Source organism: Streptomyces sp. P9-2B-2 (assembly GCF_030406865.1).
Taxonomy (GTDB): domain Bacteria; phylum Actinomycetota; class Actinomycetes; order Streptomycetales; family Streptomycetaceae; genus Streptomyces; species Streptomyces platensis.
Genome location: NZ_CP129126.1, coordinates 1139895 through 1164392 on the forward strand (window position 1 = coordinate 1139895; position 24498 = coordinate 1164392).

The window sequence follows — 24498 nt, forward strand, 5'->3', positions numbered from 1 at the left end:
TTTTGCGGCGGCACGACCCACCCGTACCGCCGCCGCGCCGGACACTGCCCTACCGCCGCCCCCACCCCTCAGTCCCCCACCGCCTCCACCCGCCGCATACAAGCGTCATGTGACGCCGGGCCGAAGGAGATGGTCCAGCCCGCCGGGGTTTCTCGCCAGGATGGCCACAGGGAGAGGTGGCCGTGGGGGTTTTCCAGGATCAGGTGGGTCGTGTGGGCATCGGGGTCGGGGGCGGGGTCGAAGGGGGTGGGGTGGGGGGTCATGCGTCGAGTTCCTTCAGGTGGGGGGCCAGGACGGCGGCGATGTCGTCGAGTTGGCGGTCCTGCATCAGTTGTGGGTGGGTGCAGTCGAGGTCGCGGTTGGTGATCGTGCCGCTGACGTGTGGGTGCCAGGCCTCGCGGGTGAGCCAGTCTTCGGCTCGGGGCGCGGCGGCGGTGAAGAACAGCAGGTCGCCCTGGTGGGTGCGGTGGTGGTGGGCGCGCATCATGCGTGCGTGGTTGGGGACGATGTCGACGATCTTCGAGAGGGTGTGGTCGGTGAGGCCGGCGAGTGGGCTGCCCGCGCGGCGCAGGGTGGTCAGGACGTCGTCCCGGGTGCGTTCGCCGGTGCGGTCGAAGCCGGCCATCCGCAGCACCGCGGTGAGTGCGTCGCCTTCCTCGGGTGCGGGGCGTTCCCGCCACTGCTCGGCGGGGAACGCGTCGAGCAGTGCGAGGAGTTCGACCGTTTCCCCGGCTTCCTGGAGCAGTACGGCGACGGTGTGGGCGAGGACGCCGCCGACGGACCAGCCCAACAGGCGGTAGGGGCCGTGGGGTTGGATGCGGCGGAGGTGGTGTACGTAGTCCGCGGCCTGCTCGGAGAGGGTGCGGGGCAGTGGTTCGTCGTCGAGCAGGCCGCGGGCCTGGATGCCGTAGACCGGCTGGTCGGGTCCCAGGCGGGCGGCCAGGCCCGCGTAGCACCAGGCGATACCGCCGGCGGGGTGGAACGCGAACAGCGCGGGCCGGTCGCCGGTGGTGCGCAGCGGCAGGACGACGTCCAGCGCGTCCTCGGCCGCCGGGCCGGCGCTGTCGAGGCGGGTGGCCAGCGCGGCCGGGGTGGGTGCCTCGAAGAGTGAGCCGATCGTCAGCTCGCAGTCGAACGCCGCACGGATCCGCGCGACCAGCCGCACCGCGAGCAGGGAGGTGCCGCCCAGGTCGAAGAACGCGTCGTCGGGGCCGGTGTGTGCGAGGCCGAGTACTTCGGCGAAGAGGCGTGTCAGGGTCTCCTCTCGGGGGCCGGACGGGCGCCGGGCGCTCCGGGCGCCGGTGAAGACCGGGGCGGGCAGGGCGCGGCGGTCCAGCTTGCCGTTGGAGCTCAGCGGCAGGGCGTCCAGGGCGAGGACGGCCGCGGGCACCATGTGCTCCGGCAGGGTGCGGGCCACTCCGGCGCGTACGGTCTCGGGAGCGGCACCGCCGGTGACGTAGCCGACGAGGCGCTGCTCGCCGGAACCGTCCTCGTGGACCAGTGCGCAGGCACCGGTCACCCCGTCCTGCGCCGTCAACGCCGCCTCGATCTCGCCGAGTTCGATGCGCTGGCCGCGCAGTTTCACCTGGTGGTCGGTGCGGCCGAGGTACTCGGCCTCGCCCTTCTCCGTCCAGCGGGCGAGGTCGCCGGTGCGGTACATGCGGCTGCCGGGCGGTCCGAACGGGTCGGCGACGAAACGGGAGGCGGTGAGCCCGGGACGGTGCAGATAGCCCTCGGCGAGTTGCCGGCCGGCCAGGTACAGCTCGCCGGGGATGCCCGGCGGGCAGGGCTGGAGCGCGGCATCGAGGACGTACAGCCGGGTGTTCCAGACCGGCCGCCCGATGGGCACCGCACCGCGGTCGTCGGCCGCGCAGGCGTGGTACGTGACATCGACGGCGGCCTCCGTCGGCCCGTACAGGTTGTGCAGCTCGACGCCGGGGAGGCTGCGCGTGAAGGTGTGCGCGGTGTCGCGGGGCAGCGCCTCGCCGCTGCAGAAGACGCGGCGCAGCGCACCGCACCCGGCGGTGTCCGTCCCGGCCAGGAAGACCTGGAGCATCGACGGGACGAAGTGGCAGGTGGTGACGGCCTGTTCGCGGATGAGCCGGGCCAGGTAGTGGGGGTCCTTGTGGCCGCCGGGATCGGCGACGACGAGTACCGCGCCCTCGCGCAGCGGCCAGAAGAACTCCCACACCGACACATCGAACGACGAGGGGGTCTTCTGGAGCACCCGGTCCGCCGCCGTCAGCGGGTAGCTGTCCTGCATCCACCGCAGCCGGTTGTCGATCGCGCCGTGGGAGACCACGACGCCCTTGGGGCGGCCGGTCGAGCCGGAGGTGTAGAGGACGTAGGCGGGATGTGCGGGGGTGAGCGCCCGGCCCGGGTCGACCGGGAGGTAGCCGGACAGATCGAGGCCCTCCAGGACGACCAGCGGCGTCCCGGTGTCCTGCGGCAGCCGGGCCGGGTGGTCGGTGACGGCGCAGACCGGCGCGGCGTCGTCCAGCATGCCGGTGAGCCGCTGTGCCGGGTGGTCCGGGTCGAGCGGCAGATACGCGGCGCCGGACTTCAGCACGGCGAGCAGGGTGACGACCAGGTCCACCGAGCGCGGCACCGAGACCGCCACCACCGCTCCGGGGCGGGCGCCGAGCGTCCGCAGGTGGCGGGCCAGGCGGTTGGCGCGGGTGTTCAGCTCGGCATAGCTGAGCGCGGTGTCGCCATGGACCAGTGCGGTGGCGGTGGGGGTGCGGGCGGCGCGGGCCTCGATGGGGCCAATGAGGGTGGTGGGCGGGAGTTTCCGGTCCGTCCGGTTGAACTCGTCGACGACCAGGGCGAGTTCGGTGGGGGTGGCGATGCCGTGCGCGGCCAGCGGGAGGCCTGCTCCTCGCGCTCGGCTGCGCCCGCCCGCTGTCCGCCCTCGGCCTCGGCGACGACAGCGCCCGCTCGCTCGGCCACCATCCCGGCCGGATCCGGCTTCTGGTCGCGGCGGCCGTCTCACTGCTGGCGGGCTGTGCGGTCGCGGTGGCCGGCCCGATCGCCTTCCTCGGACTGCTCGCGCCATACGCCGCCCGCGCGCTGGCCGGGGCCCGGATGGCGGTCCAACTCGCGCTGTCCGCGCTGATCGCGGCCGATGTCATGCTCCTCGCGGACATCCTCGCCCGGATCGTCATCCGGCCCTGGGAGACCCCGGTCAGCGTGCTGCTCGCCTTCGTGGGCGGACCGCTGCTCGTCTGGATCGCCCGCTCGTCCCGCCTGTCCACGGCAGGAGCCTCGGCATGACGGCCCCGACGGACCCCGGCACCCACCCGGCCCTCACCCCGCCGGACAGTACGGTGCTGCGCGCCGGCACCCTGTCCTGGCTCTTCCCGCGCCGCAGCGCCCTCGTCGCCGCGTTCCTCGTACCGCTGCTGCTGTGCCTCATCGCCCTTGCGGTCGCGGCGAGTTCGACCGGTATGCCGCTGCCGCAGACCCTCGCCGGGCTGCTCGGTACCGGCGATCCCGGGACCGTCATGATCGTGCGGGACTTCCGGCTGCCCCGTGTGGTCGTCGGCATCATGGTCGGCGGCGCCCTGGGTCTCGCCGGCTGCCTCACCCAGACCCTCGCCGGCAACCGGCTCGCCACCCCGGACCTCGTCGGGGTCAACGAGGGCGCCACCGCGGCCGTCGTCGCCGCGGCCGCCGGATCGGCGACCGGGATGGTCGGCGGCTGGTGGCTCGGCCCGCTCGGCGCCGTCGTCGCCGCCGCCCTGGTGGTGCTCTGCGCGGGCGGTGCGGGCAGCGGCGGCTATCGCGTCCTGGTGGTCGGTATCGGCGTCTCCACCTTCATCGGGGCGGTGAGCGACCTGATCATGTCGCGGGAGAACGACAACACCGCGGGCGGGGTGTTCCTGTGGGCCGTCGGCAGCCTCAACGGCCGCGACTGGAGCGTGGGGACACCGCTGCTGATCGCGCTGCTCTTCCTCGTACCGCTCGCCCTCGTCGCCGGACACCGGCTGCAACTGCTGCGCTTCGACGACGACATGGCCGCCTGCCTCGGTGTCGACCTGCGGCGGGTGCGGGCCGCCGCCCTCGCGCTCGCCGTCGCGCTCGCCGGTATCGCGGTCGGCGTCGGCGGACCCATCGCCTTCGTCGCCCTCGCCGCCCCGATCCTCGCCCAGCGGCTCAGCGGCCCCACCCGCATCCCGGTCCTCGGCTCCGCGCTGACCGGCGCCGCCCTCATCGCCGCGGCCGACGCACTGGGCCGGGTCGCCGCCCCCGTCGAACTCCCCGTCGGCGTCGTCACCAGCGTCCTCGGCGGGCCCTTCCTCCTCTGGGTCCTCTTCCGCTCGGACCGGACCACCGGAAAGGCATGACCAGCATGACCGCAACTCCCGGGCTCGCCGTACGTGCACTGCGGGCCGGCTACTCCGGCCGCACCGTCGTCGAAGGAGCCGAATTCACCATCCCCGCGGGGCAGGTCGCCGCGATCGTCGGCCCCAACGGCTGTGGAAAATCCACCCTGTTGCGCACCCTCGCCCGGCTCCACCGCCCGGAGTCCGGGGAGGTCCACGCCGACGGCGACGACGTCTGGCGGCTCGGCCGACGGCAGGCCGCCCGCCGTATCGCCCTGCTCCCCCAGTCCCCACGCGCCCCCGAAGCCGTCACGGTCGCCGGGCTCGTCCGCTACGGCCGCCACCCCCACCAGGGCCTGCTGCGCCAGTGGTCGCGCGAGGACGAGCAGGCCGTACGCGAGGCGATGGCGGCCACCGGCACCACCGCGCTCGCGGCCGAACGCCTCGACCGGCTCTCCGGCGGTCAGCGCCAGCGTTGCTGGCTCGCGATGGTGCTCGCCCAGCACACCCCGGTGGTACTGCTCGACGAACCCACCAGCGCCCTCGACCTCGGCCATGTCGTCGAGGTCCTGGAACTCGTCCGCGAGGTCGCCGCCGCCGGCCGCACCGTCGTCATGGTCCTGCACGATCTGGCCGCCGCCGCCCGCTACGCCGACACCCTCATCGCGATGAAGGACGGTCGCATCATCGCCCACGGCCCGCCCCACGAAACGGTCGACGAAGCCCTGGTCAAGGATCTCTACGCACTGGACGCCGACATCCTGCGGGCCCCCGGCGACGCCTCACCGGTCGTCGTTCCCCGTATCCGGTCCGCGAACTGACCAGGTGTCAGTCGGCGCGCGGGGCTCCCGAAGGCTGTCGGGTCATTCGTCGGTGACCCAGCGGTTCGTGTCCGACCGGTAGGAGTAGCGCTCGCGGCCCTCGATCGCGCTCGTACGGAACGGCTTCCCCCCGTCGTCCACGCGGACCGTCCCGCGCCGGCCGCCGCTGCTCCAGCCGACCTCCAGGTACCAGCTGACGTCATGACCCTCGGTGTGCAGATCGAGGTTCAGGACCTGCGGATCCTGGGTGGAGACCTTGAAGGGGAAGTTCTTCGCGGGCACCACGATGTCGCCGTCCTGCCCGGCCCTGGGCTTCGCCAGCGGCTGGGCATCGTCCAGGTCGATGGCGAAGGTCCGCGGGGTGATACCGCCGCCGCAGCCATTGCCCATCTCATAGGCGGACCAGGGCAGCGCGGTATGCCGGCCCACCACCCGTACGTGCAGGGAGGTCAGCACGACCGCGTCAGCCGTACGGCCCGTCGCGGTGAGCTGGAGCCGCAGATGCCCGCCGTCGATGCCGCCCTCGGCACGCGCCCAGCCGCGGAAGTCCTGGGGCGGGGGCGGTGGCGGGACCCGGTCCGGGGACTTCTGGAGGAGGTAGTTGACGCCACAGGGCTGATCCCAGTTGTACGAGCTGATGCCCACGCGCGGAGCCGTTCCGCCCTGGTCGTCTTCCGGGGCCGGGCTCGCGCCGGGGCCGTCGGACCGCTCCGGGCCGGGTCCGGGGTGCCGCGCTTTCCCACTCGGGGTGGGCTTCCGGTCCGCTGCGCTGTGGCCCGGCGAAGGGCTCTTCGGCAGCCGCGTGGGAGCGTCACTGGCGGCCGGGGGCCGGTCGGCGCTGTGCGCGCTCCGCCGCTCGGCATCGCCCGCCCTGGGGGCGTCCACGGCCAGGGCCGCCGGTACGGCGAGGCAGGCCACGGCGGTGACCCCGAGGGCGATACGGAGGTAGGTGAGGCGGCGGGAGGGGGCAGGCTTGGGCGCCGGCGGGGCCGGGGTGAGCGGTGAGTCCGAGGCGCGCGGTGCGTCCGGGTTTTCCCCGGGAACGTGGGCGTGCGCGTCGGCGGGTTGTGCGGCAGGGGCCGAAGCTGCGGCCGGGGCGGACGAGGCGGGCCCCGCGGACCCCGCACGGCTGCGCTTGCGGGCCTCGTCGGCGAGGATCCAGCGCCGGTGCAGCTCCACCAGTTCGTCCGGTGTCGCCCCGCACCGCCTGGCGAGACGGTCGGCGGGCGCGAATTCCCTCGGCACGGCATCACCGTTGCAGTACCGGTGCAGCGTGGCCACGCTCATATGCAACTGCCTGGCGAGAACGCCATAACTACGGCCGGAGCGCTCCTTCAACCGGCGCAACTGCCGTGCGAACTCCTCTGTTTCCGTCCCCACCCTGATCCTCTGCTCGTTCCAGCATTCCGGAACAGCTGTGCAGGGGTCTTCGTTTCCCCAGGTCATCACCTGTTTCAGCGTTCCGGATCTCGCTCATTGTCCCGGATCACCCAGCCCACGAGCGCGCGCCACGCTCGCTGTGAGCAGCACCACTGAGCCGGGTGGCGGCACATCAACCCCTCGACGTGGCAACGATGTTGGTGCCGCAAACCACCCACCCCCGCAGCCCCCGGCATTCGCGCCGAGTTCCGGCCGTGCGGGGGCTCATGGTTTCGATCGCGCGAGCGGAGGATCTGCGGCGAAGGGTGGCCGACATCGCGGAATATCCGGTTCCGGGGCGAGCCGCGCCGGGACATGAAGACGATCGGCGCCGTTGAATTCTGCACCTCTGTCCGGGTGTTGGCTCGTTCCTTGCCTCGCTCACCGGGACAACTTGATGATCCGTTCGTCCCTGCCAGCATGTGGCGGCGCGGACCGACCGCCGGTCCGCCGGCTCGAAGAACCCTCCTCGGCGGGCCCGACCCGGGCCCACCCCGGAGGAGGAGCCGAGACGAACAGAGGAGTGGAACATGTCGCGTCCCACCCGACGCCAGGTGCTGTACGGCAGCGCCGCGGCCGTGACCGGTGCGGTGCTGGCCGCACCGGCCGCCTTCGCCGACACCGCCACCCGCCCCGCCGCAGGCCACGGAGGCTCAGCCGGTCACGGGCACCCGGCCGGTCACGGGCCGTCCGGCGGGCACCAGATGGCGGAGCCCTTCGACGAGGTGTACCAGGGCCGCCACATCGAGGGCTGGCCGTCCGAGGACGGAGGCCACGGGGGTCACCACGCCGGCCGGGCCGCCGGTCCCCACGAGGGGATGGACTTCGTCGTCCGTATCGACAACGACGACCTCCATGTCATGCGGAATGCCGACGGTACCTGGATAAGCCTGGTGAACCACTACGAGACCTTCACCACGCCACGTGCTCTGGCGCGTGCCGCCGTCCGCGAACTCCAGGGCGCCGACCTGGTCCCCGTCGTTACCGGCTGAGACCCGCCCCTGCCCGTCCCCCCACCGAGGAGTCCTCGACATGGCAGTCAGGAAGAACCAGGCGGACCTCACCGCCACCGAGAAGCGGAACTTCGTCGATGCGGTGCTGGAGCTCAAGCGCAGCGGCCGCTACGACGAGTTCATCAGCACCCACAACGCCTTCATCATCGGTGACACCGACGAGGGAGAGCGGACCGGCCACCGGTCACCGTCGTTCCTGCCCTGGCACCGCAGGTTCCTGCTCCAGTTCGAACAAGCCCTGCAGAGCATCACGCCGTCGGTCATGCTCCCCTACTGGGACTGGACCGTCGATCGCACACCCCGCAGCTCCCTGTGGGCCGACGACTTCCTCGGCGGTGACGGGCGGAGCGGCGACGGCCGGGTGGCCTCGGGGCCGTTCGCCTTCACCGGCGGCAAGTGGCCGATGAACATCCGGGTGGACGGCCGGACGTTCCTGCGCCGCTCGCTCGGCACCGGGGTCCGCGAACTGCCGACCCGCGCCGAGGTCGACCGGGTGCTCGCCATGACGGTCTACGACGCCGCCCCCTGGAACAGCTCGTCCGACAGCTTCCGCAACAACATCGAGGGCTGGCGCGGCCCGAATCTGCACAACCGGGTGCACGTCTGGGTCGGCGGGCAGATGACCACCGGCGCCTCGCCCAACGACCCGGTCTTCTGGCTGCACCACTGCTTCATCGACAAGCTCTGGGCCGACTGGCAGCGGATGCACCCCAAATCGGGGTATCTGCCGACCGGCAACACGCGCGACGTCATCGACCTCCACGACACCATGAAGCCATGGAACGACGTCACTCCGGCGGACCTGCTGGACCACACGAAGTTCTATACGCATGGATGACAGGTACCTGACATCTGCCAGGGTTTCCTGAGCACCTCAGCCGATGCGCACGCCCCGACAACAGGAGCGTGCGCATCGGCGCGCCACACGGTGGTCATGACCAGTGGTCATGAACAGACGGTGCCGTTCGCCGGGACCTTGCCGTCCAGCAGATGTCCGTTCACGGCCTTGGTGGCGCACGCGTTGACGCCGTAGGTGCCATGGCCCTCGCCCTCGACGGTGAGCAGCACCCCCACGCCCTTCCCGAGCTTCTCGGCCATCTTCCGGGCGCCCGCGACGGGCGTCGCCGGGTCGCCCGCGTTGCCTATGACGACGATGGGGGCGGCGCCGGGTGCCGAGACCTCCGGGGTGTCGCTGGTGCCGGTGACCGGCCAGCCGTGGCAGCCCAGCAGGCCGGTCGCGATCACCTCACCGAAGACGGGGGATGCCTTGCGGAACTCCGGCAGTCCGGCCTGCACCTCCTCGGGGGTGCGGCGCTGTTTGGTGTCGGCGCAGTTCACCGCGGTGTTGGCGGACTGCATGGTGTTGTAGTGCCCCTTGTCGTCCCGGCCCAGGTAGCCGTCGGCCAGCATCAGGACGTTGTCGCCACTCCCCTGCTCCGCGTCGGCGAGCGAGACCGACAGGGCCGGCCAGGCCTCCTTGGAGTAGAGGGTCGCGACGATGCCTATGATCGCCTGCTCCTTGGTGAGCTTGCGCCCGCTCTTCGTCGGCAGCGGCTGCTCAGCGGTCCTCGCCAGGAGGTCGATGATCCGCCGGCGCCCGTCCTCGGGACTCCGGTACGGGCAGGTGCCGGGCGTCTTCACGCACTGCGCGAGGTAGTTGTCCAGGGCCAGCTGGAAGCCCTTCGCTTGGCCCAGGGACTCCTGTTCGGCGGTCCGGGTCGGGTCGACCACGGCGTCCAGGACGGTGCGGCCGACGCGCCGGGGGAACAAGTGGGCGTAGACGCCGCCCAGTTCGGTCCCGTAGGACATACCGAAGTAGTTGAGCTTGGCGTCGCCCAGTACCTGGCGCATCAGATCCATGTCGCGGGCGGCGCTCTCGGTACCGACGTGCGGCAGCACCTTCCCGGAGTGCTTCGCGCAGGCCGCCGCGGTCCGCTTGCTCTGCTCGGCCGTCCCCGCCAGATCGTAGGTCTCGGCGCGCTGCGCGTCGATCTCCTTGTCGCTCAGGCACCGCACGCCCGCGCTGTCGCCGACGCCGCGCGGGTCGAAGCTGACCAGGTCGTAGTGCGAGCGCAGGGTACGGGCCGGGGCGTAGCCCGGCAGGGTGGCCACGCCCGAGGCGCCCGGCCCGCCGAAGTTGAAGACCAGCGAACCGGTCCGCTTGCCGCCGCCCTCGGCCTTGGCCCGGATCATCGCGAGGTCGAGGGTGTCGCCGGTGGGCTCGGCGTAGTCCAGGGGCGCCTTCATGGTCGCGCACTCCCACGCCGTGCCGTCCGGCAGCCTGCCGGGCGCGGCGCCACCGCCCTGAGCGGTGGACGGCGCCGTACAGGGCTGCCAGTTGAGCTTCTGTGAGGCGAGGGAACCAGGGAGTGCGGCGGCCGCCGTGGGCGAGGAGTGCAGACGGCCGGCGTCGTCCTTGCTGGGGCCGCAGGCGGTGGCGCCGAGGGTGAGCAGGAGGGAGGCGGAGACCAGTGAGGTGGTGCGGAGCGTCGGGAATCTGGACATGGCTGTTGTCTTTCTGTTGAGGAACCCGTCGCGGCGTCGGGGAGGCGTGCTCAGGTGCCCAGGCCGGCGTCTCGTGCCAGGAGTGCGGCCTGTACCCGGTTTTCGCAGCCCAGCTTGGCGAGGATGCGGCTCACATACGTCTTGACCGTGGCCTCGCTCATGTGGATCCGCTGACCGGCGTCCGCATTGGACAGGCCCTCGCCCAGCAGTGCCAGGACCTCCAGCTCACGGTCCGACAGGGTCTCCAGCCGACGGCGGGCCTGCGCGGCGCGGCGCGCGCTCTGGCCGGACGCCAGCGAGTCCACGACATGGCGGGTGGCCCCCGGGGACAGATACGCGTCCCCGGCCGCGGCGGCCCGTACCGCGCCCATCAGCTCCGCGGGCGCCGAGTCCTTGAGCAGAAAACCCGCACTGCCCTCCGCCAGCGCGCGCAGCACGTTCTGCTGCTCCCCGAAGGTGGTGAGGATCAGCACCCGCGCATCGGGGGCGGCCCGGCGGAGTTCGGCGAGGGCGGTCAGCCCGTCCATGACCGGCATCTGGATGTCGAGCAGCACGACGTCCACCCGCTGGGCGCGGGCCAGTTCGATCGCCTCGCGGCCGTTCGCCGCCTCCGCGACGACGTCGATGTCGTCGGCCGAGGTGAGAATCATCCTGATACCCGCCCGAATGAGCGGCTCGTCATCCGTGACGAGAACCTTGATCACGAGTCTCCTGCGCCCTCTTGAACGGTTCATAGCTGCGGCCGCTCACCATCATCCCCGATCACGCCGCCCGCCCGGACCTCACGGCGAGCGTTCCGCCCTTACGTCTTGACCTCGAAGGACTTCTTCTCGATCAACTTGCCGTCCTTGAAGCAGAACCGGAAAACCGGCTCCTTCTCCCAGCTGCTGCCGAGCTCCGAGGAATTCAGGCTGAGGCACGTCGCGCCCTCGGGTATGGGCGGTGCGCCCTTGTCCAGGCCTTCGGTCAGGACGGAGGAGCCCCCGGGCAGCTGCTTGCGCACCGCGGTCTCGGACTGGCCCACCCTCACCGCCTTGTACTCCTTCGGCTCGATCATGGCCTTGTCCACCTCGGTCATGAGGAAGGCCCCACCGACGAGGAGGCCGGCCACCAACAGCAGGGCGAGCAGTGCCGCCACTCCGCAACCGATGGCTATACCGCTGCTTCTCTTCTGTGTGCTCATGGCCTTGGCCAGCTCCTTCGGCGATCCGTTCCAGTCAATGACCGGATCAGCTTCGCCGGACGAACCCGCCGCGATCTGCTGCCGAAAGTCGCCGGTGGGGTCAACGAACGTCGCCGTCTCGTCGCCGGGCGAGGAGCCGGTGGCACCGCGCTCCGGTGCTGTGTACGGCAGCACACCCGCCAGCCGGAAGCCGCCGTCCGCCGTGGAGCCCACATGCACCATGCCGCCGACGAGCCGGGCCCGCTCCCGGAGCCCGGTCAGCCCCTGGCCGCCACTCACCACACTCCGGCCGTCGTCCGCGGTCTCGGGCACGGGGCCGTTCGCGACCTCCACGACCAACGAGTCCGGCTCATAGCGCAGTTCAATGGTGATCGAGGCGCCCGGGGCGTGCTTATGGGCGTTGGTCAGGCCCTCCTGAGCTATTCGGTACGCCGCGTGGTCGGCGGTCGGGGCGAGCGGACGTATCTCGCCCGAGCGCCGCAGCTCCACGGCCGTACCCGCGCTCCGGGACACCTCCACCAAGCGCTCGATGCCTGCCACCCCGCGCGACGGCGCCTTGGCGTCCTCCTCCCCCATCGCCTCAAGGGCAGGGGTGGGCATGCCGCCTGCGACAACCGAGGGAAGGGCTCCGTCACCGGTGGCGTGGGTGCCGTCCCGCAGCAGCCCCACCACCTCGCGCAGTTCGTGCATCGCACCGACCGACGCCTCCCGCAGCACCCCCACGGCTTCCCGCTGTCGTCCGGTCAGCTCGCGGTCCACCTCCAGCGCACCGGTGTGTACCGAGATGAGGGCGAGCTGATGGCCGAGGCTGTCGTGCATGTCCTGCGCGATGCGCTGCCGTTCCCGCATCCGGGCCTGTCCGGCGATCATCGCGCGCTCGCGCAGCAGTTGGGCGTTGTACTCGCGCAGGGTGTCCAGCAGCGTGCGGCGCTGCGACCAGTAGCGGCCGGCGAGGCCGGGCACAATGGTCCCGACCAGGGTCGCCATGGCGCCTATGACCAGGAACGCCGGCGAGACGTGGGGCAACTCCCGCGAGAGGGCCAGGCCGAAGTCGAGGACGTACGCGAAGGCGAAGATGCCGGTCGCCCGGCCCACCCCGTCGATCCGGCGCCCGGCGGACCAGCTGGCGACGGGGATCAGCAGAGCGAACCCGCTGAACGGGAACGAGGCCGCAATGGCCACCAGCAGGACGGTTGCGGGAAGCACCCGGCGCAGCGGCGACACCAGTCCGGCCGCCAGCGCGACGGCAAGGATCTGCACCGCGCCCGCGTCGCCCACAGCTTCGGTTCCCGCCACCAGCGTCGCCAGCACGACACTCAGCAGCGATTCCAGCACCATGCGCTTGGGCGGCCACATTCCGGGACCGAAGAGAGTCCTGCCCGGTTCGGCCAGCCGCCGCAGCCCCGCACGCACCCTTACCGCGGGCACCTGCCGAGCGCGCTGTGCACGCTCCATACCTTCCGCACCTGTCACGCAGCCACGTTAAGCAACCCCTCGCGTCGCCCGACACCACCTTTCGTCGCGAGGTGCAGCAACCAAAGTCCCACGACAGTCCCACGACGGTGACGACGAGGCCGACCGCTCGCTCCGTCAGTCGGGCGGGACGGATGAGGCAAGGGCGGCTTGTACGAGCTGATCCGCGTAGGTGGCGGTGAGCCGGCCCGGCTGGAACAGGATGCGGTACATCATCGGGGCCACGACATGGTCCATGACCGCTTCGACGTCGGGAGCGGCTTCGCCGCGTCCCGTCGCGCGACCGAGGATGACCTCGATCTGGTCGGCGGCGTAGGCCGAGCACTGGCCGGCATTGCTGCCGTCAGGATCGCCGAGGAGCGCGTCGCGTATATAGGAGCGGCCCGACGGCGAGGCCATCTCGTCGAGGAACTGCCTGGCCCAGGCCTCCAGATCGGTGTGGAGGCTGCCGTGGTCAGCGGGCGGCTCCTCCGGACGCAGGCGTTCCACCGCCACGTCGGACAGCAGCTCATGGAGGTCGCCCCAGCGGCGGTAGATCGTCGACGGGGTGACACCCGCGCGGGCCGCGACGGCCGGCACGGTCAGCGAGGCGCGGCCCGCTTCGGCTTCGAGTTCCCGCACGGCGGCGTGCACTGCCTCCTGGACGCGGGCGCTGCGCCCCCCGGGGCGAGCCATGGCCTTGGGACTCATGCGACCACCTTAAAGCAAAATCGTTGCATCTGGAGTGGAGCCTTCCTCTTTGACGTCCGTCCCGCTCAACAGCAGCCCTCGTTGCTCGCGGGGAGCCCAGCCGCCCACCGACGAGGGCACGGGCAGGGGCACACCGACACCTACAGCTGAACCGGCTGCCGCGCACCTGCCTGAGCTGCGTGCTTCAGGCCGCCACCGGCGCCAGCCCACCGTGCCCGCCCTGGACCGCTTCGTAAGCCTGACCGGCACGCAGCACGAGGGCCTCCCCCATGGGCGGCCCCATCAGCTGCATCCCGATGGGCAGGCCCGCCTGATCGCGGCCGACCGGCAGTGTCAGCGCCGGGATCCCGGTGATGTTCGCGGGGGCGGACAGGCGGACATAGGCGTCGGAGACACTCTCCGTCGTACCGTCCGGCCACTCCACGGTGTCCTGGCCCACCTCGGCGGCCGTCATCGGCACCGTGGGCGCAGCGATCACATCGACCTGTTCGAGCACCCGCCCCCACGCCTGGCGCATGAGAGTACGGGCCCGCTGAGCCCGCAGGTAGTCACCGGCCGAAAGGAGTTCGCCGGCCTCCAGCAGCACCCGGACATCCGGCGCGTACAGCTCGGGGACCGACCGCAGCGCCTGTTCGTGGTAGGCGGTCGCCTCGGGGACCATCAGGCCCCATTGGGTCGCCTGGACGTAGCGGGCCAGCGGAACCTCGACCTCGACCAGCTCGGCCCCGAGCTCCGACATCTGGGCAAGGGCACCTCGTACGGCGGTCTCGACCGCGGGGCTGACCCGGTCGAAGTAGTAGTTGACCGGCACGCCGATCCGCAGACCCGTCAAGTCCCCTTCCCCGGACGGCGGGTAGCCGGGCCGCATCACACCGGGGCCGACCGGGTCCTTGGAACCGTGGCCCGTCAGTGCGGAGAGCACGAGCGCCGCGTCCCGCACCGTACGGGTGAGGGGGCCGACATGGTCCAGGGACCAGGACAGCGAGGTCACTCCGTGCCGGGAGAGGAGGTCGTAGGTCGGCTTCAGTCCGACGACTCCGTTCAGCGCCGCGGGCACGCGGATGGAACCTCCGGTGTCCGTGCCCAGGGCGAAGGTGGCCGCCCCGGCGGCCACGGCGACGGCGGAGCCACCGCTCGATCCGCCCGCGATGCGGCCCTGGTCCCAGGCATTGCGGGTCTGGGGCGTCGTCAGCCCGTAGGCGAATTCATGTGTGTGCGTCTTCCCCAGGAGGACCGCGCCGGCGTCGAACAGGCGCCGGGCCACCGCGCTGTCGGCCTGCGCGACATGCCCCGCCCGCACCCGGGAACTGGCCGTGGTCGGCAGACCGGCGACATCGATGAGGTCCTTCAGCCCGAACGGGATGCCGTGCAGCGGGCCCCGATACCGGCCGGCCGCGATCTCGCGCTCCGCCGATGCGGCCGACTCCCGCGCCGCTTCACGCGACACCGCGACGTACGCCCCGAGCCGCTCTTCGACGGCGTCGAGTCGTTCGAGCACGGAACCGGTCAGCTCCACGGGGGACAGCTCCCCTTCCGCCACGGCGTCGGCCGCCTCGGCGAGGGCCAGTTCAAACAGAGCCATCGGTGGCCTCCGCTTCGATGGTGTGGGTGGCGGGCGGGGTCTCCCCGAAGTCCAGTTCGCGCAAGGTGCGCACCACGGTGTGGATGTGGTTCGCGGTGGCGGCCACCTCGGCGTGGCGCTCGCTCTCCAACGGGAGCCCGGCGCGAAGCGCCCATCGGGCGGCCTCCGTGGCGGTGAGTTCGACGTCGCTCATGGATCCCCTTCCTGTGCGTGCAGGGTGCGTTGCGGAGCGGCCGTCCAGCGGCCATCTCAGCCGTCCCCAGCAAAGCAAAAGATTTGCCTTAGTCGACGGTAGGGGCTAACGTCACCTAAAGCAAATAAATAGCGTTTACGGCTGAGGGTCCGTCACGATCGGCGTCAGCTCCCGCATCTCCCCGACAGCAGGAGCCCGCCGCCCGCCCCGAACCCCTCCGCCATCTGTCCGACCGGGCGCCCGCCGGGCCTCACCGCCGCACCCGCCCCTCTCCGAAACACGAGCGAAGGAACGGAAAAGAACGCCGATGCAGAACCACTCGACCCCCTCCGCCAGCAGCACGCCCGCGACCTGGGAGCTGGGCGACCTCACCATCCACCGCATCGACGAGGTGGCCCTGCCCCCGCAGACCGGCCCCTGGCTGCTCCCGGCGGCCACACCTGACGTGGTGGCCCAAGCGCCCTGGCTACGGCCCGACTTCGCCGATGAGGCCGGCATCCTGCGGCTGAGCAGCCACAGCTTCGCGTTCTGCGTGGACGGCCTGCGCGTCCTCGTCGATACGGGGATCGGCAACGGCAAACCGCGCGCCAACCCCGCCTGGAACAACCTCGACAGCGACTACCTCGCGCACCTCGACGCCGCCGGTTTCCCGCCCCAGAGCATCGACCTCGTGATCCTCACACACCTCCACACCGACCATGTCGGATGGAACACCTATGCCGATGGCGCCACTTGGAAGCCCACCTTCCCCAACGCCCGTTACCTGACGGCCCGCACGGAGTGGAACCACTGGGCGGCGGTGGACATGGACGAGGCCCGGCAGCAGATGTTCCGGGACTCCGTCCACCCCATCAAGGACGCCGGCCTTCTCGACCTCATCGACATCCCGGCAGAGGGCACCGACATCGCGCCGAGCATCCGTCTGATCCCCACTCCCGGCCACACCCCCGGCCACGTCGCCGTCGAACTGCGCGGCCGCACCTCCACCGCCGTGATCACCGGCGACTGCATCCACCACCCCGTCCAACTGCTCGACCCCACCATGGGAAGCTGCGTGGACACCGACCCCGACCAGGCCACCGCCACCCGCCGCCACCTGCTCGCCTCCCTCGCCGACACCGACACCCTGCTACTCGGCACCCACTTCCCCGCCCCCACCGGCGGCCTGGTGCACTCACACGGCGACTCCTACCGACTCAGGCCGTTGGCCAGCGAGTGAGCGAGGGCCTGGCGCGCCGTTCGCACGCGGTGGGCAGCACGTTTCAGGCATCACGATGGCCGGTCTCCGGGCCTTCCCTTCCTCCCAGCCGAGTCCATCCGGGATCATGAAGCATGCGCCCGGATGACTGGCACCTCACCGAAGACGTCCATGACTTCCACGCCCGAACCGGAGAATTCCTGCGCTCGCGCCCCGCCCTGCACACCACACCGCTGACCACGATCGAGAGACTGCGGACGCGCGCAGCGGACGCATTCGGCGGCCCAGCCCCCGTCTTGGGCCGCCTGGAGCGAGCGGGCAAGGTCCACGCCACCTTCTGCCTCCTCCGCGGCCTGAGCCTCACCCACCTCACCCCCGAGCAGGCCGACACCCTCGCCGCCCACCTGGCCGCCCTCGGGCAGTCACTCCCCTTCGTCAGCGCGGACCACGACACCGCCACTGCGTTCGCCGAGGCGTGGCAGCGACGCACAGGCGCCACACCCACCCTGCGCGACCGGATCCGCCTGTACCGCCTCGGCACCCTCACCCCGCCAACGCCGGTCCCAGCGGGCCGGGGCCGACTCGTCGGCGAGCAGGACCGTGAACAACTCATGCTCTTTCTCCGCGAGTTCACCACGGATGTCAGGGAGGCCGTCACCATCGACGCCGCTTCCTGGGCCGGCACACGCTTCGCCGACAAGCACTTCACCTTCTGGGAGACCCCGGACGGCACTCCGGTCTCCATGGCCGGCGCGACGTCGATGGTCGGCGGCATGGTCCGGGTGGACCCCGTCTACACCCCGGCTCACCTCCGGGGCCGCGGCTACGCGGGCGCCGTGACGGCCGAGGTGAGCCAGGCCGCACTGACCGCAGGCGCCACCGACGTCGCGCTGTACGCCGACCCGGCCAACCCCACCAGCAACGCCCTCTACCAGCGCCTCGGGTACCGCCCGATCGCCGAGTGCGCTGTGTACGACTTCGCGTCGGCCGAAGCAGAAGCCAGTTAGGGTCCTGGGGCCGGTCGGTCGGTCGACCGGCGCGCCGGTCCAGGAAGCCGCGGAAATCGGCGCGCGCTCCCGCAACCCTTTGCCACGCATACGGCAGGCGTTCCGCAGCGCCAAGCTGCTCGTCGGCTGCTATGTCGGGCTCAGTGCGCTGACGCTCGTCGCCATCATCCTGCTGCGCAACCACCCTGGCCTCGTGACCGATGCCGTCTGGGTCCGCGCGACCATCGTCGTGGCCACTTCCCTGCTCATGGCCTCTTTCGCCGCCCGGGCGGCCCGCGGCCATCGTCGCTCCTACCTCCGGCTGCGATGGGCGTCCGGCATCATGCTCGTGGCCATTGCGGTCATCATCGCGGTGCCGGGCGCTTTTCCGCTGTGGCTGAAGGTGGAGCAGGGCGTGTGCGGTCTTCTGTTGGCCGGGGTCGTCGTGAGGGTGAATGGCAAGGAGTTGCGCGCCGCGTTCGCCGATGGGTAGGGCTGGTTGACGGATCTGCGCGCACGAGGCCGAACCGCGCAGATCCGTCGGTGGGACGTCAGCCGAGGACAGTCGAGGTCAGTCGAGGTCGTCCGAGTAGTCGGTAGTGGAGCAGCCGTCGATTTCGGCGTCGTCCGTCGAGCTGTCGGAAGGGGCCTTGAAGTCCCGGGTGCAGTTGAGGAACAGCAGGCCGGACTTGAGGAGTTGGCGTCGCTGGTCGTCGCTGCTCGGGTCGACGGCGAAGTCGTCGCCGATCATGAGGTCGTCCTGTTCGTCCTCGTCCCCCTTGACGGCGGTCTGGAACGCCGTCATGTCCTCGATGGTGAGGAAGTCGACGTCACCGTCGCCGCCCGCCGGGTTGTCGCACTCGCCGCCGCCGTTGATGCCCGTCATTCCCATGGCTTCCACCCGCTGCACCTCGGGAGGCGAGGCGATGTCGATGCTCTCGCAGTGGAGCGCCGACTGAAGAAAGTCCCCGGCCTCCTGGGGCGAGCCCGCGGAGGGCAGGCCGCAAGCGGAGACCGACGCCAAGGCGCAGACAGTTCCGACAGTGGCAAGTATTCGGTGGAAACGCATGACGTCCCTTTGCAGTTGTGGCTTTGGGCCGAGCACGCGCCTACCGGTTACGGCGGGCAGCGCCTCGGCTGCGAAGGAGAAGAAAGCCCGCGGCTCTCTCCCCCAGCTCCCCCGCCGTGATCAGTTGACCGGGACATGGTAAGCGGAAGTCCAGGTCAAGGACGCACCGTCATACGCCCGCCAGGCCCCGAGGGCGGGGCAAAGTACGCCCCGGGCTCGTGCGACTGATACCCCTGAATCGCCTTCAGGGGGTGGGCGCGGGGCTGCGGGTCCGGCTTTGTGAAGCCGGGGTCGGTAGGGGTTGCCGCGTGTTATGCGCGGAAATTAGGTTCCCACCGGGGAATACCGGTGGCCCACGGGGAACTTCGTACGGCGCGTGCCGGCACTCCGCTCTGCGGGAACGCCGACCCGAGTGGTATCGGGCGCCGCTCCGACCGCGACCGATCGAGAGGTTGCCTCATGACCTTGGCCAGTTCGGAACGAGTGACCATGTTCGTACCGGATTTCCCTTTCGCCTATGACGACTGGCTGCGACATCCGGCCGGGCTCGGCACCGTACCCAGGCATCGGCACGGCACTCCGGTGGCGGTGATCGGCGGTGGGATGTCCGGGATGACCGCGGCCTATGAGCTGATGCGGCTCGGTCTGCGGCCGGTGGTGTACGAAGCGGAGCAGCTGGGCGGGCGGATGCGTTCGGTGCCATTCCCGGAATATCCCGCGTTACAGGCCGAGATGGGCGCGATGCGCTTTCCGCTGTCGGCGACCACTCTCTTCCATTACATCGACGCGCTCGGGCTGCGCACCTCGCCGTTCCCCAATCCGCTGGCGCCCTGCACCCCGGCCACTCTGGTGAATCTGGAGGGACGCTCGCACCGGGCGCGGTCGGCGGCCGATCTGCCGTCGGAGTTCCAGGAAGTGGCGGATGCCTGGGCCAAGGCGTTGCAGGACCGCGCCGAACTCTCCAGCCTGCAGGACGCGATCCGCCGCCGCGATATACCCGTACTGAAGGCGATTTGGAATCAGCTGGTCAAGGAGTACGACGACCAGTCCTTCTATGGTTTCCTTGCCACCAGTCCGGCCTTTGCGTCCTTCCGGCACCGGGAGATCTTCGGTCAGGTCGGTTTCGGCACCGGCGGCTGGGACACGGACTTCCCGAATTCCATCGTCGAGATCCTCCGGGTCGTGTGCACCGCGGCGGACGACGACCAGATGACGATCGAGGGCGGCGCCCAGCAAGTGCCCCGCGGTCTGTGGACGCTTCGGCCCGAACGGCTCGCGCACTGGCCGGCCGGCACCTCGCTGGCCGGGCTGCACGGGGGCGCGCCGCGGCCCGCGGCCGTGGGCATCCGGCGTGATGCCGAGGGCTATACGGTGACGGACGCCGACGGGCGCCGGGACCGGTATCCGGCCGTGGTGTTCAGCCCGCATGTCTGGGCGCTGCTCAATCATGTGGACAGCGATCCGGAGCTGCTCCCGGCCGGCCTGTGGAGCGCCGTCGAACGCACCCACTACATGGGTTCCTCGAAGGTGTTTGTGCTGACGGACCGGCCGTTCTGGCTGGACACCGATTCGGACACCGGCCGGATGGCGATGGGGATGACGCTCACGGACCGGATGCCGCGCAGTGTCTACCTCTTCGACTCGGGCCCGGACCAACCGGGTGTGATGTGCCTGTCCTACACCTGGAACGACGACTCGCTGAAGTTCGCCACCCTGTCGGCGGAGCAGCGGCTGGAGCTGCTGCTGACCAAACTGGGGGAGGTCTATCCCGGGGTGGACATCCGCTCGCATCTCATCAGCGCACCGCTGACGATCACCTGGGAGACGGAGCCGCGGTTCATGGGGGCCTTCAAGGCCAATCTGCCGGGTCACTATCGCTATCAGCGCCGCCTGTTCAGCCACTTCATGCAGCATGAGCTCGCCCCGCGGCATCGCGGCTTCTTCCTGTGCGGTGATGACATCTCGTGGACCGGCGGGTTCGCCGAGGGCGCGGTGACCACGGCGCTGAACGCGGTCTGGGGCGTGGTCAACCACCTCGGTGGCAGCACGGATCCGGAGAACCCCGGCCCCGGTGATGTCTTCCACGAGATCGCGCCGGTCCGGCTCCCGGAGTAAGCGTGCGGGGTCTTCGGGCCGCGTGCGGAGGGCCTGCACCAGGCGGTGCAGGCCCTCGTCGTATCTCCGCGGTCAGACGGTTCCGGAAGTCGCCGACACCGCTTGGGAGATGGCGGCGATGACGCGGGGCGCCTGGGCGTTCAGGTAGAAGTGCCCGCCGGGGTAGGTCTGCAACTCGAAGCTGCCCATGGTGTGGTCGACCCAGGAGCGGGCCTCGTCGATGCTCACCTTCGGGTCGCTTTCCCCGATCATGGCGTAGACGGGGCAGTTGAGCGGGGGTCCCGGCTGATAGCGGTAGGTCTCCGCGGCCCGGTAGTCGCTGCGGATCGCGGGCAGCACCGCGCGGAGCATCTCCTCGTCGTCCAGCGTCTGGGACTCGGTGCCGTTGAGCGCCTTGATCTCCCGGACCAGTGCGGCATCGTCGTACAGATGCGCCGTCTCCTCACGGTGCCGGGACGGTGCCCGGCGGCCGGAGGCGAACAGGGCCTGGAGGGTGAGGTCGCGCTGTTCGAGACGGAGCGCCACCTCGAAGGCAAGGGTGGCGCCCATGCTGTGTCCGAAGATCGCCAGCGGCCGGTCGGTCCAGGGCAGCAGCCGCTCGGCCACCTCGTCGGCGAGGTCCGCGATGTCGTCCAGACAGGGCTCGGTGCGGCGGTCCTGACGGCCGGGGTACTGAACCGCCAGCACATCGATCGCCGGGGCGAGCGCCCTGGACACCGGGAAGTAGAAGCTGGCCGAGCCGCCGGCGTGGGGCAGGCAGACCAGCCTGGTCGCCGCCTCCGGCGCGGGATGGAACCGTCGGATCCACAGATCCTCATCGGCGTGCGCGTTCACGTGTGCGTCCCCTCAGATTTCCGTACGGGTGAAACCCCTCGCACGACAGTGCTTGCCGGCCGTGCCGTGGGCAACCCCTAACCCTCCGCGGACGCCCCTACGGTAAGGGCGCGGAAACCACGATTTCCGGTCCGCGACAACGGACCGGAAATCGTGGGCGGTGTCATACCCCTGGCAGCGACGTTCGCGAACCGTCACCGACACGGGGGAGGGGCATTCACCGGAGGGTCGCCTCACCCACCGTTTCGCGTGGGCTCGGCGTCGCTATTCTCCGCGGCTTTTGGCGGTCTCCACATCCGTCGGGCCGCTCTCCTCGGATTCCGCCTGCTGCTTGGGATCCTTGTAATTCGGGTCGTGCAGTTTGCGCCGCCCGTCCACCTTACGGACCGCCCAAATACTCGTCATGACGGCGAAGAAGGTCAGCGGCCAGCCCATGACGAGCCGGGCGATGCCGAGCCAGGTGGTCTCGTCCATGTTGTAGAGCCACCGCTCCACCGCGAAACGGGAGAAGCTCAGGAACGACCAGAGCAGCGTCGCCACGTCGTAGTAGAACAGCGACTTGCGGTCCTTGCGCCAGAACGTGCCCTGGAGGTTGGCCGCCGACCAGACCTGGCCGATCAGGGGCCGGCGCACCAGGACGGACAGCAGCAGAATGCTCCCGATACCGACGGTGATCCAGTTGCCCAGCAGGTAGTAGCCCTTGGCCTCGCCGACGAACACGGCGACGCCGGAGGTGATGAGGACGGTGCCGAGCCCGACGAAGGCGGCGGCCAGCTTTTCCTTGCGCAGCAGCTGGAAGATGCCCACCAGGACCGCGGTGCCGATGGAGGCCCAGATCGCCGGCCACATGCTGGTCAGCGCGTTGACCACGATGTAGGTGATGACCGGCAGGATGGTCAGGATGGTGCCGTAGACCCCGCCGATGTACTCCCAGGCGTAGGCCAGCTGGTCCTGGAAATTCTCCGGGACCTTCTTCGGCTCGTCCTTGGCAGCCTTTTCCGGTGCGTCGGTCACGGACGAGGAATGCGACTCGGCCGAGTGGTTCACGTCTCCCCCAGTTGAGAGTCGAAGGGCTGTGTGGGACCCGGGCCCCGCAGGAAGAGCAGCGGAGAAGTCACCATCAGGCAGCACCGGCCCGGAGCTGCCGGCTGCCCTGTCGGGGGTGGTCGGCACAGGGGTGCGGCAGGTGGCCGGTGAGTTTTCCGGCCTCGGCTCGGTGGCGCGTATGCAGCCTGGTCACATCGGTGTCGTGCATGGTTCGTTCTCCCCACGAGGCTCTTCAACATCTCCCATGGTGGCCGGAGACGATCCCTCGGACATCCCAGCTAGGTCCCGAGAAAGGGTGGAGGTAGCTCTACCCCCCGGCCGCCTGACGGGCCGCCGGAGGTGTCCGTGACGGCCGGTTCGCCCACCGCCGGGGCACGGCCGCGTACGCACGGACGATTCACCGCATAGCGCCGGGCCATTTCCCCGGGCCCGGCGAGTTGAGCAGGCGTTTTACGCTGCCCGGCGGACAATTTTCGGATTATTCATCCGCCGTCGAATTGACGTCCGAAATGGGTAATGCGCGGGCATTTCTTCGCCCGCCCTCCGCCGCACTGCGGGACGTCTGGCACGCAATAGCGAACGCCTCCCTAAATGCCTGGCAAAAACATTTGGATCTTGACGTCACCACTTCTCGCTAATAAGTTCCTGGCCTGTCGCTTGGCAATTACCTTGAGGGGAGCATTCCATGACGGAGATTGACAGCAACGGGTCGGTGCGGGAATTGAGCTTCCCCATGGCCCGGCGCTGCCCCTTCGCCCCGCCACCGGAGTACGAAAGGCTGCGCGCGGACTCCCCGCTGGTGCGGGTGCAACTGCCGCACGGCGGTACCGCCTGGGTGGTGACCCGGCATGCGGAGGCCCAGCAGTTGCTGACCGACCCACGGGTCAGCTCGGATGCGAACCGGCCGGGCTTCCCCAGCGTCCGGCCGCCCCAGGAGCCGCCGGCCGACGAGGGCACGGACGGCGCGGAGCCGCTCACCGCCGAGCAGCTCACCGAGCTGGCGGAGATCGCCCAGTTCCACGAGGGCCAGTTCATCAACCTGGATCCGCCCCGGCACGGTCACTACCGGCGCATGCTCATCTCCGAGTTCGGTGCGCGGCGGATGAACGAGCTGCGGCCGGAGGTCCAGCGCATCACCGACCGGCTGGTCGACGACATGCTGGCGAAGGGCTCCCCGGCGGACCTCGTGGAGGATCTGGGGCTGCCGCTCTCCTCGCTGGTCATCTGCCGGTTACTCGGCGTCCCGTACGAGGATCACGAGTACTTCCAGTCCGCGACCAGGACCCTGGTCCAGCTGGACGCCGAGCCCGAGCAGCTCAAGGCGGCGATGGAGGGGCTCATCGACTTCCTCGACGAGTTGGTCAAGGCGGCCGTGCGGGAACCCGGCGACAACCTCATCGGGCGGCTGATCAATGAACCGGTCGGCAGCGGTGAGCTGACCCGTGCGGCGTTGGTGGGCATGGCCTTCCTGCTGCTGACCGCCGGGCACGAGGCGACCGCGAACATGCTTCCGCTGGGCATGCTGACCCTGCTGGAACACCCGCAGCAGCTGGCCGAACTCCGCGAGGACCCCGCGCTGCTGCCCGGGGCCGTCGATGAGCTGCTGCGGTTTCACTCCGTGTCGGACTGGGCCGCCTTCGACCGGGTCGCCACCGAGGACATCGAGATCGACGGCCGGAAAATCCTGGCCGGTGAGGGCATTTTCGTGCTGAGCGCGTCGGCCAACCGGGACGAGCGGGCCTTCGAGCGCCCCGATACGTTCGACATCCACCGCAAGGCGCGGCACCACATCGCGTTCGGATACGGGGTGCACCAGTGCATCGGGCAGAATCTGGCCCGCGCCGAGCTGGAGATCGGTCTGGGCACGCTGCTGCGGCGGATTCCCGCTCTGCGGCTGGACAAGCCGATGGATGAACTGCCGTTCAAATACCAGAACTTCGTCTTCGGACTGCACGCGATGCCGGTCCGCTGGTAGCGGGTCCGCCGGTAGCCGCTCCCCCGGTGTCACCGGCCCCCTTAGGCCGGGGGCCGGTGACCCACCGTGG

Annotated in this window: 21 protein-coding genes and 2 pseudogenes; 10 read left to right on the forward strand and 13 right to left on the reverse strand. The window is 70.4% G+C overall.

The window, feature by feature from the left end:
• Nucleotides 1-68: 68 nt before the first annotated feature.
• A complete protein-coding gene (locus QT196_RS05140) occupies nucleotides 69-263 on the reverse strand; it encodes an MbtH family NRPS accessory protein (RefSeq protein ID WP_290354424.1) in 195 nt (64 codons plus the stop codon).
• Nucleotides 260-2866, reverse strand: a pseudogene (locus QT196_RS05145) (amino acid adenylation domain-containing protein); the annotation flags it as partial. The gene QT196_RS05140 and the pseudogene QT196_RS05145, both read right to left, overlap by 4 nt.
• A 2-nt stretch (nucleotides 2867-2868) precedes the next feature.
• Here QT196_RS05145 and QT196_RS05150 point away from each other — a divergent pair.
• The 3 genes and pseudogenes from QT196_RS05150 to QT196_RS05160 form a co-directional block, all read left to right on the forward strand.
• Nucleotides 2869-3273 (forward strand): annotated as a pseudogene (locus QT196_RS05150) (iron chelate uptake ABC transporter family permease subunit); the annotation flags it as partial.
• Nucleotides 3270-4346 carry an iron chelate uptake ABC transporter family permease subunit gene (locus QT196_RS05155; protein ID WP_290354425.1) on the forward strand — a complete coding sequence of 359 codons (1077 nt, stop codon included), beginning with the start codon at nucleotides 3270-3272 and terminating at the stop codon, nucleotides 4344-4346. The pseudogene QT196_RS05150 and the gene QT196_RS05155, both read left to right, overlap by 4 nt.
• The gene (locus QT196_RS05160) at nucleotides 4343-5146 is read left to right on the forward strand and encodes an ABC transporter ATP-binding protein (RefSeq protein ID WP_168477838.1); all 804 of its coding nucleotides are present in this window, start codon (nucleotides 4343-4345) and stop codon (nucleotides 5144-5146) included. The genes QT196_RS05155 and QT196_RS05160 overlap by 4 nt, the downstream gene beginning before the upstream one ends.
• A 42-nt stretch (nucleotides 5147-5188) precedes the next feature.
• Here the strand turns inward: QT196_RS05160 and QT196_RS05165 are convergent, their stop codons facing one another.
• A complete protein-coding gene (locus QT196_RS05165; protein ID WP_290354426.1) occupies nucleotides 5189-6526 on the reverse strand; it encodes a transcriptional regulator in 1338 nt (445 codons plus the stop codon).
• A gap of 569 nt (nucleotides 6527-7095) precedes the next feature.
• Between QT196_RS05165 and QT196_RS05170 the strand changes: the two genes are divergently transcribed.
• Nucleotides 7096-7557, forward strand: a complete 462-nt coding sequence (locus QT196_RS05170) for a tyrosinase cofactor (RefSeq protein WP_290354427.1) — start codon at nucleotides 7096-7098, stop codon at nucleotides 7555-7557.
• 40 nt (nucleotides 7558-7597) lie between these two features.
• Entirely contained in the window at nucleotides 7598-8416 is an 819-nt protein-coding gene (locus tag QT196_RS05175) for a tyrosinase family protein (RefSeq protein ID WP_290354428.1), read from the forward strand.
• A 107-nt stretch (nucleotides 8417-8523) separates the two neighbouring features.
• On the opposite strand, the gene QT196_RS05180 is transcribed toward QT196_RS05175, so the two are convergent.
• The 6 genes from QT196_RS05180 to QT196_RS05205 all read right to left on the reverse strand — a co-directional run bounded on the left by QT196_RS05180 (nucleotide 8524) and on the right by QT196_RS05205 (nucleotide 15204).
• A complete protein-coding gene (locus tag QT196_RS05180; protein WP_290354431.1) occupies nucleotides 8524-10083 on the reverse strand; it encodes an alpha/beta fold hydrolase in 1560 nt (519 codons plus the stop codon).
• A 50-nt stretch (nucleotides 10084-10133) separates the two neighbouring features.
• Entirely contained in the window at nucleotides 10134-10787 is a 654-nt protein-coding gene (locus QT196_RS05185) for a response regulator transcription factor (RefSeq protein WP_168477842.1), read from the reverse strand.
• Between the two features lie 98 nt (nucleotides 10788-10885).
• A complete protein-coding gene (locus tag QT196_RS05190; RefSeq protein ID WP_168483574.1) occupies nucleotides 10886-12622 on the reverse strand; it encodes a histidine kinase in 1737 nt (578 codons plus the stop codon).
• A 234-nt stretch (nucleotides 12623-12856) separates the two neighbouring features.
• Nucleotides 12857-13429 (reverse strand): TetR/AcrR family transcriptional regulator, encoded by a 573-nt coding sequence (locus tag QT196_RS05195; protein WP_168477843.1) that lies wholly within the window; start codon nucleotides 13427-13429, stop codon nucleotides 12857-12859.
• A gap of 184 nt (nucleotides 13430-13613) precedes the next feature.
• Nucleotides 13614-15011, reverse strand: a complete 1398-nt coding sequence (locus tag QT196_RS05200) for an amidase (RefSeq protein WP_168477844.1) — start codon at nucleotides 15009-15011, stop codon at nucleotides 13614-13616.
• Complete coding sequence (locus tag QT196_RS05205) at nucleotides 14998-15204, reverse strand: hypothetical protein (protein ID WP_168477845.1); 207 nt, start codon at nucleotides 15202-15204, stop codon at nucleotides 14998-15000. Before QT196_RS05205 ends, QT196_RS05200 begins: the two co-directional genes overlap by 14 nt.
• Before the next feature lie 307 nt (nucleotides 15205-15511).
• Here QT196_RS05205 and QT196_RS05210 point away from each other — a divergent pair, with 307 nt between their 5' ends.
• The 3 genes from QT196_RS05210 (at nucleotide 15512) to QT196_RS05220 (ending at nucleotide 17881) form a co-directional block, all read left to right on the forward strand.
• Nucleotides 15512-16423, forward strand: a complete 912-nt coding sequence (locus QT196_RS05210) for an MBL fold metallo-hydrolase (protein WP_290354434.1) — start codon at nucleotides 15512-15514, stop codon at nucleotides 16421-16423.
• A 113-nt stretch (nucleotides 16424-16536) separates the two neighbouring features.
• The gene (locus tag QT196_RS05215; protein ID WP_290354435.1) at nucleotides 16537-17409 is read left to right on the forward strand and encodes a GNAT family N-acetyltransferase; all 873 of its coding nucleotides are present in this window, start codon (nucleotides 16537-16539) and stop codon (nucleotides 17407-17409) included.
• Nucleotides 17410-17488: 79 nt separating this feature from the next.
• Complete coding sequence (locus QT196_RS05220; protein ID WP_290354436.1) at nucleotides 17489-17881, forward strand: hypothetical protein; 393 nt, start codon at nucleotides 17489-17491, stop codon at nucleotides 17879-17881.
• A gap of 78 nt (nucleotides 17882-17959) precedes the next feature.
• Here QT196_RS05220 and QT196_RS05225 read toward each other — a convergent pair whose 3' ends face one another.
• Entirely contained in the window at nucleotides 17960-18412 is a 453-nt protein-coding gene (locus QT196_RS05225; RefSeq protein WP_290354437.1) for a hypothetical protein, read from the reverse strand.
• 534 nt (nucleotides 18413-18946) lie between these two features.
• On the opposite strand from QT196_RS05225, the gene QT196_RS05230 reads away from it, so the two are divergent.
• Nucleotides 18947-20572 (forward strand): NAD(P)/FAD-dependent oxidoreductase, encoded by a 1626-nt coding sequence (locus tag QT196_RS05230; protein WP_290354438.1) that lies wholly within the window; start codon nucleotides 18947-18949, stop codon nucleotides 20570-20572.
• Between the two features lie 72 nt (nucleotides 20573-20644).
• Here the strand turns inward: QT196_RS05230 and QT196_RS05235 are convergent, their stop codons facing one another.
• From QT196_RS05235 to QT196_RS05245, 3 genes are all read right to left on the reverse strand, one after another.
• Nucleotides 20645-21406 carry an alpha/beta fold hydrolase gene (locus QT196_RS05235; RefSeq protein ID WP_290354439.1) on the reverse strand — a complete coding sequence of 254 codons (762 nt, stop codon included), beginning with the start codon at nucleotides 21404-21406 and terminating at the stop codon, nucleotides 20645-20647.
• A 264-nt stretch (nucleotides 21407-21670) separates the two neighbouring features.
• Nucleotides 21671-22420 (reverse strand): DUF3159 domain-containing protein, encoded by a 750-nt coding sequence (locus QT196_RS05240; protein WP_168477851.1) that lies wholly within the window; start codon nucleotides 22418-22420, stop codon nucleotides 21671-21673.
• Nucleotides 22421-22526: 106 nt separating this feature from the next.
• A complete protein-coding gene (locus QT196_RS05245; RefSeq protein ID WP_290354440.1) occupies nucleotides 22527-22661 on the reverse strand; it encodes a hypothetical protein in 135 nt (44 codons plus the stop codon).
• 477 nt (nucleotides 22662-23138) lie between these two features.
• Here QT196_RS05245 and QT196_RS05250 point away from each other — a divergent pair, with 477 nt between their 5' ends.
• Nucleotides 23139-24428 (forward strand): cytochrome P450, encoded by a 1290-nt coding sequence (locus QT196_RS05250; RefSeq protein ID WP_290354441.1) that lies wholly within the window; start codon nucleotides 23139-23141, stop codon nucleotides 24426-24428.
• The last annotated feature ends 70 nt before the right edge of the window (nucleotides 24429-24498 follow it).

Coding starts and splice junctions, on each gene's coding strand:
- QT196_RS05190 (WP_168483574.1), bottom strand. CDS start 12,622: ATGTGGCCGCCCAAGCGCATGGTGCTGGAATCGCTGCTGAGTGTCGTG.
- QT196_RS05160 (WP_168477838.1), top strand. CDS start 4,343: ATGACCAGCATGACCGCAACTCCCGGGCTCGCCGTACGTGCACTGCGG.
- QT196_RS05175 (WP_290354428.1), top strand. CDS start 7,598: ATGGCAGTCAGGAAGAACCAGGCGGACCTCACCGCCACCGAGAAGCGG.
- QT196_RS05250 (WP_290354441.1), top strand. CDS start 23,139: ATGACGGAGATTGACAGCAACGGGTCGGTGCGGGAATTGAGCTTCCCC.
- QT196_RS05195 (WP_168477843.1), bottom strand. CDS start 13,429: ATGAGTCCCAAGGCCATGGCTCGCCCCGGGGGGCGCAGCGCCCGCGTC.
- QT196_RS05155 (WP_290354425.1), top strand. CDS start 3,270: ATGACGGCCCCGACGGACCCCGGCACCCACCCGGCCCTCACCCCGCCG.
- QT196_RS05215 (WP_290354435.1), top strand. CDS start 16,537: ATGCGCCCGGATGACTGGCACCTCACCGAAGACGTCCATGACTTCCAC.
- QT196_RS05200 (WP_168477844.1), bottom strand. CDS start 15,011: ATGGCTCTGTTTGAACTGGCCCTCGCCGAGGCGGCCGACGCCGTGGCG.
- QT196_RS05205 (WP_168477845.1), bottom strand. CDS start 15,204: ATGAGCGACGTCGAACTCACCGCCACGGAGGCCGCCCGATGGGCGCTT.
- QT196_RS05140 (WP_290354424.1), bottom strand. CDS start 263: ATGACCCCCCACCCCACCCCCTTCGACCCCGCCCCCGACCCCGATGCC.
- QT196_RS05170 (WP_290354427.1), top strand. CDS start 7,096: ATGTCGCGTCCCACCCGACGCCAGGTGCTGTACGGCAGCGCCGCGGCC.
- QT196_RS05245 (WP_290354440.1), bottom strand. CDS start 22,661: ATGCACGACACCGATGTGACCAGGCTGCATACGCGCCACCGAGCCGAG.
- QT196_RS05210 (WP_290354434.1), top strand. CDS start 15,512: ATGCAGAACCACTCGACCCCCTCCGCCAGCAGCACGCCCGCGACCTGG.
- QT196_RS05180 (WP_290354431.1), bottom strand. CDS start 10,083: ATGTCCAGATTCCCGACGCTCCGCACCACCTCACTGGTCTCCGCCTCC.
- QT196_RS05230 (WP_290354438.1), top strand. CDS start 18,947: ATGTTCGTACCGGATTTCCCTTTCGCCTATGACGACTGGCTGCGACAT.